This is a genomic window from Flavobacterium sp. LM4, from assembly GCF_002017935.1.
GTDB lineage: Bacteria > Bacteroidota > Bacteroidia > Flavobacteriales > Flavobacteriaceae > Flavobacterium > Flavobacterium chungangense.
The window spans coordinates 2753932-2768302 of the sequence record NZ_MUFW01000001.1; the positions used below are offsets into that span (position 1 = coordinate 2753932).

Annotated in this window: 13 protein-coding genes; 8 read left to right on the plus strand and 5 right to left on the minus strand. The window is 32.9% G+C overall.

Going from position 1 to position 14371, the window contains the following annotated elements; all coding sequences use genetic code 11:
• Window positions 1-14: 14 nt before the first annotated feature.
• Both BXU10_RS12270 and hemL read left to right on the plus strand, forming a co-directional pair.
• Entirely contained in the window at window positions 15-266 is a 252-nt protein-coding gene (locus BXU10_RS12270; protein WP_078227556.1) for a hypothetical protein, read from the plus strand.
• Between the two features lie 52 nt (window positions 267-318).
• Window positions 319-1605, plus strand: coding sequence for a glutamate-1-semialdehyde 2,1-aminomutase (gene hemL / locus BXU10_RS12275; protein WP_078227557.1), 1287 nt, complete (start codon window positions 319-321; stop codon window positions 1603-1605).
• A 42-nt stretch (window positions 1606-1647) separates the two neighbouring features.
• Here hemL and BXU10_RS12280 read toward each other — a convergent pair whose 3' ends face one another.
• Window positions 1648-2100 carry a hypothetical protein gene (locus tag BXU10_RS12280; RefSeq protein WP_078227558.1) on the minus strand — a complete coding sequence of 151 codons (453 nt, stop codon included), beginning with the start codon at window positions 2098-2100 and terminating at the stop codon, window positions 1648-1650.
• 195 nt (window positions 2101-2295) lie between these two features.
• Between BXU10_RS12280 and BXU10_RS12285 the strand changes: the two genes are divergently transcribed.
• A complete protein-coding gene (locus BXU10_RS12285) occupies window positions 2296-3306 on the plus strand; it encodes a 2-hydroxyacid dehydrogenase (protein WP_078227559.1) in 1011 nt (336 codons plus the stop codon).
• Window positions 3307-3349: 43 nt separating this feature from the next.
• Here the strand turns inward: BXU10_RS12285 and BXU10_RS12290 are convergent, their stop codons facing one another.
• The 3 genes from BXU10_RS12290 to lysS all read right to left on the minus strand — a co-directional run bounded on the left by BXU10_RS12290 (window position 3350) and on the right by lysS (window position 6886).
• The gene (locus tag BXU10_RS12290) at window positions 3350-3844 is read right to left on the minus strand and encodes a hypothetical protein (protein WP_031456807.1); all 495 of its coding nucleotides are present in this window, start codon (window positions 3842-3844) and stop codon (window positions 3350-3352) included.
• Entirely contained in the window at window positions 3841-5097 is a 1257-nt protein-coding gene (locus BXU10_RS12295; protein ID WP_078227560.1) for an AAA family ATPase, read from the minus strand. The genes BXU10_RS12290 and BXU10_RS12295 overlap by 4 nt, the downstream gene beginning before the upstream one ends.
• Before the next feature lie 88 nt (window positions 5098-5185).
• The gene (lysS, locus tag BXU10_RS12300) at window positions 5186-6886 is read right to left on the minus strand and encodes a lysine--tRNA ligase (protein WP_078227986.1); all 1701 of its coding nucleotides are present in this window, start codon (window positions 6884-6886) and stop codon (window positions 5186-5188) included.
• 342 nt (window positions 6887-7228) lie between these two features.
• Here lysS and BXU10_RS12305 point away from each other — a divergent pair, with 342 nt between their 5' ends.
• From BXU10_RS12305 to BXU10_RS12325, 5 genes are all read left to right on the plus strand, one after another.
• Entirely contained in the window at window positions 7229-7984 is a 756-nt protein-coding gene (locus BXU10_RS12305; protein ID WP_223255426.1) for a hypothetical protein, read from the plus strand.
• Between the two features lie 5 nt (window positions 7985-7989).
• Entirely contained in the window at window positions 7990-8688 is a 699-nt protein-coding gene (lipB, locus tag BXU10_RS12310) for a lipoyl(octanoyl) transferase LipB (protein ID WP_078227562.1), read from the plus strand.
• A gap of 427 nt (window positions 8689-9115) precedes the next feature.
• Window positions 9116-9967 carry a nuclear transport factor 2 family protein gene (locus BXU10_RS12315; RefSeq protein WP_078227563.1) on the plus strand — a complete coding sequence of 284 codons (852 nt, stop codon included), beginning with the start codon at window positions 9116-9118 and terminating at the stop codon, window positions 9965-9967.
• A 514-nt stretch (window positions 9968-10481) separates the two neighbouring features.
• A complete protein-coding gene (locus BXU10_RS12320) occupies window positions 10482-11063 on the plus strand; it encodes a Crp/Fnr family transcriptional regulator (protein ID WP_078227564.1) in 582 nt (193 codons plus the stop codon).
• Between the two features lie 68 nt (window positions 11064-11131).
• On the plus strand, window positions 11132-13507 hold the full coding sequence (locus BXU10_RS12325; protein ID WP_078227565.1) for a TonB-dependent receptor: 2376 nt from the start codon (window positions 11132-11134) through the stop codon (window positions 13505-13507).
• 45 nt (window positions 13508-13552) lie between these two features.
• Here the strand turns inward: BXU10_RS12325 and BXU10_RS12330 are convergent, their stop codons facing one another.
• Window positions 13553-14221 carry a ribonuclease HII gene (locus BXU10_RS12330; RefSeq protein WP_078227566.1) on the minus strand — a complete coding sequence of 223 codons (669 nt, stop codon included), beginning with the start codon at window positions 14219-14221 and terminating at the stop codon, window positions 13553-13555.
• Between the last annotated feature and the right edge of the window lie 150 nt (window positions 14222-14371).

Sequence of the window (14371 nt, forward strand, 5' to 3'; positions counted from 1 at the left end):
GTTGTAAAATATTAATGAAAAACAAAATCGTAATTGGAGTTTTTATTTTGGCAATATCGATAACAATTCGATTTTTTTGCGGAGTTTATCGTCATGATGAATTTAGAGAAAATCATTTTTTCATAAAACATAGCCCAATTTGGAAATGGGAATTTTACTCTCCTCAAGGAATGTCCGACTTAAAATTTGAAGACCTTTCGAAAGAAGAACAAATCGAACAGAAATATTTTAATGAATATATAAAAGACAGAAATCTTAGTTTGTAATTTTTAAATCTAATAATCTAAGAAGTCTAAAGACCTAATAATCTCAAAAAAAATGATTTATAAAAGAAGTAGTCAGCTTTTTGCTGAAGCAGAAAAAGTAATTCCGGGTGGCGTAAATTCACCGGTTAGAGCATTTAAAGCCGTGGGTGGAACTCCGATATTCGTAAAAAGTGCTAAAGGAGCTTATTTATTTGATGAAGACGGAAATAAATTAATCGATTATATCAACTCCTGGGGACCAATGGTTTTGGGTCATGCGTATCAGCCGGTTGTGGATGCTGTAATCGAAAAAGCAAAACGGGGAACTTCTTTTGGAATGCCAACAGAACTGGAAACAGAAATAGCAGCTTTAGCCGTTTCAATGGTTCCGAATATTGATAAAATCCGTTTTGTAAACTCAGGTACAGAGGCTTGTATGAGTGCGATTCGTCTCGCACGCGGCTTTACAAAAAGAGATAAAATCATCAAATTTGCAGGCTGTTACCACGGACATTCAGATTCCTTTTTGATTCAGGCCGGAAGTGGAGCCGTAACTTTTGGCTCACCAAACAGTCCCGGAGTTACAGAAGGAACTGCAAAAGATACGTTATTGGCGAAATACAATGATTTAGAGAATGTAAAGACTTTAGTTGAAGCTAATAAAGGCGAAATCGCAGCCATTATTATCGAAGCCGTTGCAGGAAATATGGGGTGTATTCCACCTCAAAAAGGTTTTCTGGAAGGTTTAAGAGAATTGTGTACAGCAAACGGAATTTTATTGATTTTTGATGAGGTAATGACCGGTTTTCGTTTAGCTCGCGGTGGAGTTCAGGAATTGTATAACATTAATGCTGATATTGTCACTTTCGGAAAAGTAATTGGAGGAGGACTTCCGGTTGGAGCTTTTGCAGCCCGTGCAGAAATTATGAATCAGTTAGCACCTCTTGGTCCGGTTTATCAGGCTGGAACATTATCAGGGAATCCGCTGGCAATGGCTGCCGGATTAGCGATGCTGCAATCTTTAAATAATGATCCTGAAATTTTTACCCGATTAGAAGAAAAAACAGCTTATCTGGAAGTAGGAATTGACAGGGTTTTAAAAGCGAATAATATTGTCTTTACAATCAACAGAGTTGGTTCAATGATTTCTGTACATTTTGATGCAAATCCGGTTACGGATTTTCAAACAGCTGCAAAAGGCGATAACGAAACGTTTAAGAAATTCTTCCACGGTTTGTTGCAGGAAGGCGTTTATATTGCGCCATCAGCATACGAAACCTGGTTTATTACAGATGCTTTAACTTATGAAGATTTAGATTTTACGATTAATGCAATTGATAAGGTTTCTAAAACTTTTTAATAATAAAGAAAGAGGCTTTCGGGCCTCTTTCTTGTTTTAATGTTATAGGTTGTCATTTTTGCGTTCTCTCATTTTATCTCTTACCTTGTCTTTATTTTCCTCCTGATTTTTTTTCCATTTTGTGTATTGATCGGCAGTTAAGATTTCTTTCATTTTAGTGTCATTTGCATTCATTTCTGCTGTCATTTCTTTTTTGAAGGCTTCTCTCTGTTCAGCAGTTAGTTTTGTGCCTTTTTCTCTTTGCTCTTTTCGGGCTTCTCTTAATTTTTCCGTCTTAGCACTTCTTTCAGCAATCAATTGCTTTACTTTCTCTTGTTGTTTTGCATCTAAAGTCAATTCAGAAGTTAGTTTTTTCAGTTGTTTTTCATTACGCTGTTCCGGAGTTAATCGCTCTCTTTGTTCGCGCATTGGTTTTTGATCCATCTCGGCATCGCCATCCTGGGCAAAACTTGCTACTCCAACGAATAATAAAGCTGCCATAAATAATTTTTTCATGATTTGTTTTTTTAAGGTTATATCATTTAGACTTTATCAAGTTAAATAGGTTTAATCTGATCCTCAGAATTATAGATTCTTTAACAAATTGAATATTTTTTTTAAAAGGTTTTCGTGATGGTGATGAAATGACGGAATTATTTGCTTAATTTGAATAATGTATCACGCTTATAACACATTTAAAAATTCGTTAGTATGAGTTCAGCAACAAACAAAATTGCTATTTTTTCTACACAGCCCTATGATAAAATCTTTTTTAATAAATACAATGTTTTTGGTTATCAGTTAGATTTTTATGAAACACAGCTAAATCCGCAGACGGTTATTTTAATCGAAAATGCAGCAATTGTATGTGTTTTTGTCAACGATATTGTAAATGAAGCAGTTATCAAACAATTGGCAGAAAAGAATGTGAAAATTATTGCATTGCGCTGTGCCGGATTTAATAATGTCGATTTAGAAGCAGCCAAAAAATACAATTTAAAGGTGTGCCGTGTTCCGGCGTATTCACCACAAGCTGTTGCAGAACATGCAATGGCAATGATTTTAACATTAAACCGAAAAACACACAAAGCCTACAACAGAGTCCGTGAACAAAACTTTTCGTTAAACGGATTGTTAGGTTTCGATTTATTCGGAAAAACAATCGGAATTATCGGAACAGGAAATATCGGAAAAGCTTTTGCGAAAATTGTCTTGGGCTTTGGCTGTAAAGTTTTAGCGTATGATATTGTGACAAACTCTGAAATGGAGAAGGATGGAGTTGAATTTGTGTCTTTAGAGACTATTTTTAAATCAAGTGATATTATTTCACTTCACTGCCCGTTAAATGAGCAAACCAAGCATGTTATCAATGAAAAATCAATCGCTTTGATGAAAGATCACGTAATGATTATCAATACAAGCCGTGGCGGATTAATTGAAACTGCCTGTATAATTCAGGGTTTAAAAGAAGGGAAAATTGGTTACTTGGGGATTGATGTTTACGAACAGGAAGAGAAACTGTTCTTTAGGGATTTATCAGCAGATATAATTCAGGACGATGCAATTCAAAGATTAATGAGTTTTCCAAATGTGTTAGTAACGGCACATCAGGCATTTTTTACCAATGAAGCTTTAACGCAGATTGCTTTGGTGACTTTTAATAATATAAAATCTTTGTTGAGTCAGAATACTACTGAAAACAAAGCGGCTTTGCTGGTTTAAAAAGGTTTGCAGACTGCACAGGTTTTAAAAGCCATAGGGGTTTTTATTCAAAAGAAATATAATTGCTTTCAATAAGATTTAGTTTGTAAGCATCTTTAAATTCTTTCCTTTTTGTGGATTTACTCGCACTTACAATTCTTCTTTTACTTGGAAAACAAACTACGGCATTAAGGCTGTAAGGATCAAAATCTATCAATTTTGAATAATACTTAAATGTGTTTTCTAACTGAGAATAAGCATCTTTCCTGTGATTCGCCTGATTTCCTTTGGCAACTTTAACTTCTGTAAAAAACACATCCTGATTATTACAAATAACATAATCACATTGGCCGCCTTTCACCTTTTTCATAACGCAATCATCATTTTGAATGAAATAGAATTCTGCATTTGACTTATTTTCAATATGTAAATGCCAGGATTCTTTTGATGAGACAAATAAAACGGTTTCAGCTTCAAAAACAAATGTATGTTTGTCCGTGATTGTTTTTAAACAATTGGCTTCAATATTAGGGAATGCTTCTCTAAGACTTTGAATCATAAATCAAGCAATTTGTCAAATTCATTAGCAAAAGCATCTGAAACACCATCAATCATATTTTCAGAAATCTGTCCTAATTTATCATTCATGATTTTTTTTGCCTTGCCGTTTTTCAATTCGTAAGCAATAAAGTTTTTAGGATTTAGCCAGGACTCTTTTTTTATAATTTTATTTACTTCTTTTGGATTTTTTTGTCCCTTATCATAAGCTAATAATAAATTGTTTATAGATGCTAAAACAAAAGGGCTATGAGTTGTAAGGATTAAATTCTTTCTGTCAAACAAACAGTTTTTAACTAAATATTTAATCAATTCATGTTGTGCTTTTGGGTATAAATTTAACTCAGGTTCTTCAACTACAAAATTGAAATTGTATTCTTCTTTTAATGATTTGGAATATTCTACTAAAAGTAAAATTGGAATTATGGATTGTAATCCAGAAGCAGATTCTAATAAGTCAACTTTTTCATTTTCATTATGATATATGTAGGATGTTTTTCCTTCTCTTTGATATCTGAAATTTTTATTGATAATAGTTAAAGGCAATTCTTTAATAGTATGAATTGCTTTTTCGTATTCTTGACCAATTTCTAAAAGATGTTTTGGGATTTGAATATTGTTATTAATTAAACCTAAAGTATGTTCAATAATTAGGTGTAAAAAATTTCTTTCAGAAGGAATGTATAATGAGTCAAATTTAATATTAATACCATATTCTATTAGTATATTTTCATAATACAGAAAAAAATCTACAATTGGAATTTCATACGATTTGGTTCCGTCATTGAAATAATCATTTAGTTTTTTAAAAATATCGTTAACTATTTGTGGAGTAAATTGATTTTTCCAATTAGATATCAAATCATGTTTTAGAAGGTTTTTGAATTTTTCATTTTGACTTTCCTTATTTGATTTGCTATTTTTTAAGAAAATTACAAATTGTTCTTTAATTAACTCTCTTGGATTTGTTTTTGAATATTCATTATTGTTCAATGTAAAACTATAGTCTCCTTTTGAGTAACTAATAAAAGTCTTATCATTGGTAAATGATTTCATATTATATTTATTTAATTCCTGCTCAAATGGAATTTTACTATCTCGTCTAAAATTTTCATCTTCTAATATCGAAATTAATTTAGCCAAAGTACTCTTCCCAGAAGCCTGCGCCCCAATAAAAGTAACCATTTCTCTAACTTCGATATCAATATCTTTTAGAGGGCCGAAATTTTTAACAATAAGTTTTGCTCTTTCCATGTTTTCAAAATTAAGGAAAATATTTATATATGAAAAAGGAGCTTCAATAAAAGCTCCTTTTTAAATTTTTATATGATTTTAGAGGAATTTACCCCACCAATTCCACAAACTTAAACTCACCCTCCACGGCAACCTTAGTCAAACCGTGTTTAGATAAATTTTTCATAGACGCATCCCATTTTTTACCGCTTAAATTTGCCGTAATTTTTAATTGCTGAAGGTCCATTTTATTGTCATTTCCTTTCAATAAGTCTAGGATGAATTTCTCTTCATCAGAAAGTTCAACTGTTTGTTTTTTCTCCGGACGCATTTGCGGGAACAATAAAACTTCCTGGATAGAAGCGTTATTTGTTAAATACATAATCAAACGATCCATTCCAATTCCCATTCCGGATGTTGGAGGCATACCGTATTCAAGGGCTCTTAAGAAATCCTCGTCGATAATTCCGTTTGCTTCATCGTCACCTTTTTCAGAAAGACGCATTTGGTCTTCAAAACGCTCACGTTGGTCAATTGGGTCATTTAATTCAGAATAAGCATTGGCGATTTCCTTTCCGCAAACCATTAATTCAAAACGCTCAGTTAAGTCTGGATTATCACGGTGCTCTTTACAAAGCGGAGACATTTCTTTTGGATAATCAGTAATAAAAGTTGGCTGAATATAATTTCCTTCGCATTTCGCTCCAAAAATCTCATCAATCAGTTTTCCTTTACCCATAGTGTTGTCAACCTCGATTCCCATTCCGCGTGCAGCTTCAAACAATTCCTGTTCAGTTTTTCCCGAAATATCAAATCCGGTAAAATGTTTGATAGAATCTGTCATCGTCACACGTGCATAAGGCGCTTTAAAGTTGATTTTATGCTCGCCAAAAGTAACTTCGCTGGTTCCGTTAACGGCAATCGCACAATGCTCAAGCAAGCCTTCAGCAAATTCCATCATCCAGTTGTAGTCTTTGTAGGCTACATATATTTCCATTGCAGTAAACTCAGGATTATGCGTTCTGTCCATTCCTTCATTTCTAAAGTTTTTAGAGAATTCATAAACACCTTCAAATCCACCAACAATTAATCTTTTCAAATACAATTCGTTCGCAATACGCATGTAAAGCGGAATATCAAGCGAATTATGGTGTGTAATAAAAGGTCTTGCCGAAGCACCGCCTGCAATGGGCTGTAAAACCGGAGTTTCTACTTCAAGATAACCTGCATCATTAAAATAACCGCGCATAGCAGTAAATAATCTGGTACGTTTTAGAAAAGTTTCTTTAACGTGCTGATTCACTGTTAAATCCACATAGCGCATTCTGTAACGCAATTCAGCATCGTTAAACGCATCATGTATATTTCCTTCCTCGTCCACTTTTGGTAGAGGTAACGGGCGTAATGTTTTACTCAAAAAAGTAAAACCAGTCGCACGAATACATTTTGCACCAACCTGTGTAGTAAACAACTCACCTTCAATTCCAATAAAATCACCTAAATCGGTTAATTTTTTGAAAACCTGATTGTACAACGTTTTATCGTCACCTTCGCACAAAACATCACGGTTCACGTACAATTGAATACGTCCTTCGCTGTCTTGCAATTCAGCAAAACAAGCTTTACCCTGATCACGAACACTCATCAAACGTCCCGCAACGATCACCTTCTTGCCTTCTTCAAACGTTTCCTTTATCTGCTTCGAAGTATGATTTACAGGAAAAAGATTAGCCGGATAAGGATTGATTCCTAAGTTGCGTAAGTTTTGAAGTTTTTCTCTTCTGATGATTTCTTGTTCTGATAATGCCATTTTGTGCTCTTTTTTTAAGTGTGCAAAGATAGTTTTTAAGTCGCAAAGTTGCAAAGTCATAAAGTCTAAAGTTTTAGAAAAGAGCAATGTTTTTTATTAGAAGCAGAAAAAACGTTTCTTAATTATCTTTTGTCCCGCTATTCGTTACAATCTTTTATGCCGAACACCGGCATAAAAGGATTTTCACTTCTATCGGGGCTAGATTAGAAATTTTTATTTTCAAAAGACATTTTAGTAGAAGTGTTAGTAATAAAACGTTGAGTTAGTTGTAAAACTTAGCAACTTAGAATCTCATAATCTTAGTAGCTTAAAAAAGTTCGTATCTTTGATAAAAAATTAACCATGATGAAATTATATAAATTACTTAGTTTTTCTTTTTTATTGGCAACACTTACAAGCTGCACTTTTACTGAAAATATAACCATCAATGATAACGGAACAGGCAAATTTTCTGTAGATATGGATGGTTCGTCTTTAATGGCAATGGCTGGAGACCAGATAGGCAGCCAGATGGGAGCAGATACTAAAAAATCCATGGACTCTACTTTTACTTTTAAACAGCTAATTGCAGAAAAACAAGACAGTATCTCAAAGTTATCTCCCGAAGCTCAAAAAGAAATTAAAAAACTGGAGAATTTTGTTTTCAATATAAAAATGAACGGAGAGCAAAAACAGTTTTTAATGAACATTGCTACTGATTTTAAAAGTGTAAATGAACTGCAGGACGTACTACAGTCGATGAATACTCTTCAAAAGCTGGAAGGAGGAGCAAATCCATCAACTCCTTTTGCAGGTCTAGGTGATAATAAAAGTAAACTAAGCTATACATATAACGGAAAGAAATTTACCCGTAAGGCAATAATAGACAAACAAAAACTGACTGAAAAAGCGAATGATTCGACAGCAGATATGTCAAAAATGATCTTTGCCTCTTCTAATTATATCGTAAAATATCATTTTCCTAAAAAAATAAAGAAAGTTTCAAATCCGAATGCTTTATTTAGTGAGGACAGAAAAACAATTACAATTCAATACCCTTTCACGGATTATATGGAGAATCCTGACAAACTAAACTTTGATGTTGAGTTTGAAAAATAATTAAAATGAACAAAAAAATTCAACTTCAGGATTTAGGAAGTAAAGATTATAAATCGGCCTGGGAATATCAGGAAGAACTTTTTAAGGATATAGTCGATTTAAAAATTAAAAACAGAAGAGAAGAACTGGATTTAGAAACTCCAAATTATCTGCTTTTTGTAGAACATCCGCATGTGTATACTTTAGGTAAAAGCGGTGATCTCGAAAATTTATTATTAAACGAAAAACAGCTCGAAGCAAAAGGAGCATCCTTTTATAAAATCAATCGTGGCGGAGATATTACCTATCACGGTCCCGGACAAATTGTAGGTTATCCGATTCTGGATTTAGAGAACTTTTTTACAGATATTCATAAATATTTACGTTTTCTCGAAGAAGCCATTATTTTAACCCTGAACGAATATGGCTTAGAATGTGGACGAAGCGATGGAGAAACCGGAGTCTGGCTTGGTGTTGGAACTCCATTTGCACGTAAAATCTGCGCTATGGGTGTGCGTGCTTCACGCTGGGTAACCATGCACGGCTTTGCCTTAAATGTAAATGTAGATTTGGGGTATTTTGACAATATTATTCCGTGTGGAATTCGTGGTAAAGCGGTTACATCTTTAAACGTTGAACTTGGAGTAGAAAAGGTAGGCGAAGAGGAAGTGAAAGCTAAAATCATCAAACATTTGACTAATTTGTTTGAGGCTGAATTTATTTAAAGACAGCTTTAAAAAATATAAGTAGTAATAAAAAATTAAAAGAGACAACAATTTTCATAATTGATTGTCTCTTTTCTATTTAAAATTCTTTTCCTCTGCTTTTAATTTATATAACATAAGGCCGATTATCTAAAACAAAACAGCATTATGTTATAAAATTAGTCACTGTTTTTTGATAGAAAATAGTATTTAATCCAAATGATAAAAATTATAAAATGGATTTCTTATAACCTTAGTTCGATTAATACAGCACAGAACTTGTTTACAAATAAATTATATCAGTTAATGTTCCTGTAAGGTTTTTTCAACCTTGTATAATTTTGAATAAATAACAAATTATGAAAGTATTGTAATTCTTTTCTGTATTTATGCTAAATTTGAGTAAATGCTTTATTGTAAAGTTTTATTAATCTAATTTGTCTGACTTATGAGAAAAATTTACTTCATCTGTATTCTTTTTTTGTGTAATGCTCTTCTGGCTCAAAAGAAGGAAAAATTATATCCGGTTACGATTTATGAAAAAGTCTGGCAGGAACGCAATAATGACACCAGATTAAAATTAATAAAAACGATTTGGCTCGAGGACAGCACTTTCGAAGATCCTTCTGCTTCTATAAAAGGGATAGCTGCATTTAATAATGTCATCAATGAGTTTTATAAAAAAAATCCGGATGCTGTACTAACTTCCGGGGCAAAAACGGTAAAAGACAATTATGTGACCTGGGACTGGAAGATTCAGGATTCTAAAAATAAGCTGATAATGGCCGGTCGTGAGTTTGCCAGATTAAACGGAAAAGGACAGGTGAGTAAAATTATCAGTTTTTGGGATAAGGATGCAGCTTTGTCTGAGGCTGATATTTTGAAAAATCTGGAAGAAGAGAATTTTAAAGTGGTAGCACAATATTTTGAAGGTCTTTTTAAAACAAAGGATTTGAATACCATAGCAGCTTTAATCGATGACGATGCAATTTATAATCAGGCAGAAGGTTTGCCTTATGGAGGAACTTATAAAGGCTTTAATGAATGGACCAAAATGTTTGCAAAATCAGCCGAGTTCTTTGATTTTCAGATAGAAAAAGAGCCTGTTTATTTTAGTGATGCTTCCAAAAAGGAAGTTATTATTTATTTTACCATAAATTGTAAGTCAAAAAAGTCAGGCAAAACACTTTCGATGCCAATCTCGGAACATTTTGATTTAAAAAACGGAAAAATTACTGCTATTAGGCCATTTTATTTTGATACGAAACAATTTGCAGAATTTTTGAAAAGCAGAAAGTAACAATATAGTTTTACCAGTGAATTAGAATTTTTGTGATGAGGCAGACAGTGTTTCAGACAAAAGTACTTATGAATATAAAAGTAAGATTAAGCAGCTTTTTTAATAAAAGTTGGGTAATTATAAATTGAATCTCTTTTGTAACAGATCCTCTTTTTATCATTTAGAAATAAAAACAATCATGAATTTTTAGAATCCTCTTTTTTTTAAAAACTCAATTAAATCATTATTTATAGTGATTTCTAATATTTTCAGTAAGTGTATTTTTGTAATAATAGCTAATCCATAAAATAAAAGAACAATCTATAAGAAAAAGCGTAAGCTTACAAAAATCCATAACGGTTAATTCATAAAACTAAATCGAGACAGTAAGCTAATTAAATAATAAAGCAACTCGTAAATTAAAGTATGCAGATGCTAAATTTTCGATATAACTATTTTGATAAATTCTCTTTAATAGTGTTTTAACGTAATCTTTTTTAGAACTGAAACTACATTATTTCTAAACCACAAATTTATGCAAAGCGTAATTACCGATTTATCCGGATTCATGGAATTTAATGAAAAAGAGAGTCTTGCTTTTAAAAGTATACTAAAGCCTAAAACAATCAAAAAAAATGAGCATCTTTTGTTTGAGGGAGATTTTTGCAATTTTGGTTTTTTTGTAGAAGAGGGATGTATTCGTTGTTATTATTCGGTTGATGGAACAGAATCAACAGTAAATTTTTTCTTTGAAAACGAATGGTATTCTGATTTTGAAAGTTTCTTATATGAAAAACCTTCCATGATGAATATTGAAGCTTTGGAAGATTGCCGCTTTTATTTAGCTTATAAAAAAGATTTTGATAAATTAGTTTCTGAGTATCCAGTTTTTAATAATTTTTTAAGGATTATGATGCAGCGAACCATTCAGGGTTTAACAGGAAGAAATAAGTTCATGTCATTATTGTCTCATGAAGATAGATATCTTAGATTTATAAAAAACTACCCAAAGGTTGTCGAAAGAGTTTCTCTCAAATATATTGCAAGTTATTTAGGGGTAAAACCGGAGAGTTTAAGCAGAATAAGAACGCGTCTAACCTTAAATAATAAATCTTAACCTGAGTCAATTTTTAAGAAAAACCCTCTTTTTACATTTGCTTTAATAACTATAAAGTAAAGTAAAAAATGAAAAAAATATTTTTGATTATTTTAAGCCTTCTTGGTTTAACTTCTTTTGCCCAGACAGGAGTTGTCAAAGGAAAAATAATTGATAAACAATCTGAAAAACCAATTTCTGAGGCGGTTATTACGCTCATCGGAAATGATGAAAATCAAACCACATCTGATAAAGAAGGAAATTTTAAGTTATTCGGAATTCCGCTGGGAAGGCAAAGCATTTCGATAAGTTTAACAGGATATGAAAGTACATCAGTTTCTGATCTTGATATTACTACAGGAAAAGAGAATCTGCTGACTATTCCAATGATGGAACAATTCAATGCATTAGATGAAATTGTAGTTACTTCCGGATCCAATAAAGCTAAAGCTATAAATAAAATGGCTATAGTTTCTACAAAACAGTTTAGTCCCGAAGAAGTTACAAGGTTTTCAGGTGGGAGAAGTGACGTTGCGCGTCTGGTTTCAAATTTCGCAGGAGTTTCAACAGGTGATGATAGCCGAAATGATATCGTGGTTCGTGGAAACTCTCCTTCCGGAATGTTGTGGCGTATTGAAGGAATGCCGGTTCCAAATCCAAATCACTTCGCAACTTTAGGAACTACAGGTGGACCTGTTTCTGCTTTAAATCCGAACCTTCTGGCGAATTCTGATTTTATGACTTCTGCCTTTCCGGCTGAATACGGTAATGCAATTGCCGGAGTTTTTGATTTAGGTTTCAGAAAAGGAAATCCTGATGAATATGAATACATGATAAGTGCAGGCGCATATCCCGGATTAGAATTTATGGCAGAAGGGCCGCTGGGTAAAAAAGGAGGCTCGTTCGTGGCAGCTGCAAGATATGGTTTTGTTGGGATTCTGGGACTGGCCGGAACCACTGCTCAGCCTAATTACAGCGATATTAGTTTTAATGTGGCTTTTGGAAAAAGTAAATTAGGAAATTTTTCTCTTTTTGGGATATATGGGACTTCAAAAATTGATTTTTTAGGAGAAAATATTAATAAAGAAGATCCTTTTGCAGCTCAGGACGAAGATGGTTTCGTAACTTCTTCATTTGGATCAATAGGATTAAAACATAATTTAGATATTGGAAGCAATTCATCGTTAAAAACAATTATTGGATTTGCAAATTCCGGGAATACTTATAAAAATGACCGCTATTATAATTACGATACACCATCAGAAAATAAATTAAGATTTTCGGACATAGACAATTCTGAAAGCAGAATCACTTTTTCTACTCTTTTCAATTCAAAACTGAATAAAAAGATAACAATCCGGGCGGGTTTATTATTTGAAAATTATACGCTTAATGCAGATTTGGCAACCAGGGACAGACAACAGGACAATGATGGTGACGGTTATCCTGATTTGGTTCAGTTGATTCGTAATGATGGGAATTTTAATATCTTACAGCCATTTGCACAGGGGCAATTTCGATTAATGGAAAAATTAACTTTTAACGGAGGTATTCATGCCCAATATTTTTCAATTAATGAGCAATTTGTTTTTGAAACAAGAAGTGCCTTATCATATGCTGTAAATCCTAAAAATACAATAAGTTTTGGTTACGGATTACATCATCAAAGTGTCCCTGTTCCAATTTTATTTTTAAGTGAAAATATAAATGGAGACAGAGTCCAAACCAACAAAAATTTAGATTTGGTTAAGAGCGAGCATTATGTTTTGGGCTATGATGTTAAATTGGCCAATAAATGGAGAGGGAAAGTTGAGTTGTATTATCAGCAAATTGATAAAGCAGCGGTTGAATCTTCTCCGAGTAGTTATTCGTCATTAACAGAAGGTGCAGATTTTGGCTATTCAATTGATAAGACCTCTTTGATAAGTAACGGGAAAGGTCATAATCAGGGTGTTGAATTCACTTTAGAGAAATTTTTCAGTCAGGGATTTTATGGTTTGTTCACCACTTCAGTTTTTGAGAGTAAATATAAAGGAAGCGATGGGATAGAACGAAACTCACCTTTTAATAATGGTTATGTCATTAATCTTTTGGGAGGAAAAGAATTTAAAATAGGAAAAGATCAGAATAATGTATTTTCGATTGATACTAAGTTTACAACAGCGGGAGGTCGTTATTATACACCGGTTAATTTGGCAGCTTCAAATGCGGCTGGATACGAAATCAGGGATGATGCAAATGCATTTAGCCGGCAATATGATCCTTACCTGAGATGGGATGTGAAGTTTGGAATTAAGTTAAATAGTAAAAACAAAAAAAGGTTTCATCAATTTTATATTGATTTTCAAAATGTTACTAATAATACTAACGTTTTTACCAAACAATACAATCGGCTTACAAATACTGTGAATCAAAAAGATCAAATTGGTTTTTCACCGGATTTTGGATATAAATTTCAGTTTTAACCGATAATTTTTTTGTAATGGGCTTGTCATTGTGATAAGCCTTTTTTATTGTTCAAAAAATTCCAGTTCTAATTGTTCCGGTAAGAGTCTGAAACTCATTCGGTGGTATTTTGTAGTACCATATTTTCTTATGGCTTCGCGATGTTCTTTGGTCGGATAGCCTTTGTTTTTTTTCCAGTTGTACATCGGGAATTCTTTATGAATTTCGTTCATGAATTCATCCCGGTACGTTTTTGCCAGTACAGAAGCTGCGGCGATGCTCAAAAATTTCGAATCTCCTTTTATAATGCTTTGATTAGGAATTGATTTTAGCAAATCGATTTCTGTTGCTGAAAATTGTTTTCCAAATGTATTTTTCAGACCTAATTTTGCATTTAGCGAGCGGTTACCGTCAACAATAATAAACTCCGGGATCTGCTTTAATTTTAAAATACATTCCTGCATTCCTTTCATCGAAGCATTCAGGATATTTATTTCGTCAATCTCATCCGGATGTAAATGTGTTACAGCAAAGCATACGGCGTTTTCTTCGATAATGGGTTTTAAAGATTCTCTTATTTTTTCAGATAATTGTTTACTGTCATTTAAAAAAGAGTGCTCAAAATCAGCAGGTAAAATAACAGCAGCAGCAGTAACCGGTCCCGCCAGGCAACCTCTTCCTGCTTCATCAGTGCCGGTTTCGAAGACATATCCTGAAAAATTTTTCTGAAGCATTTCTTTTGACTTTTAAAACACAAATATTATAAAATTTTCTGTAAAAATATACGTTCTCATTCTATTTGCTAAAGCAGTCGCATAAATTGATGTGATTTTTTATTTATACATATTTATAATTTACCTTTGCTTTAGCAATTTTATCGAAAT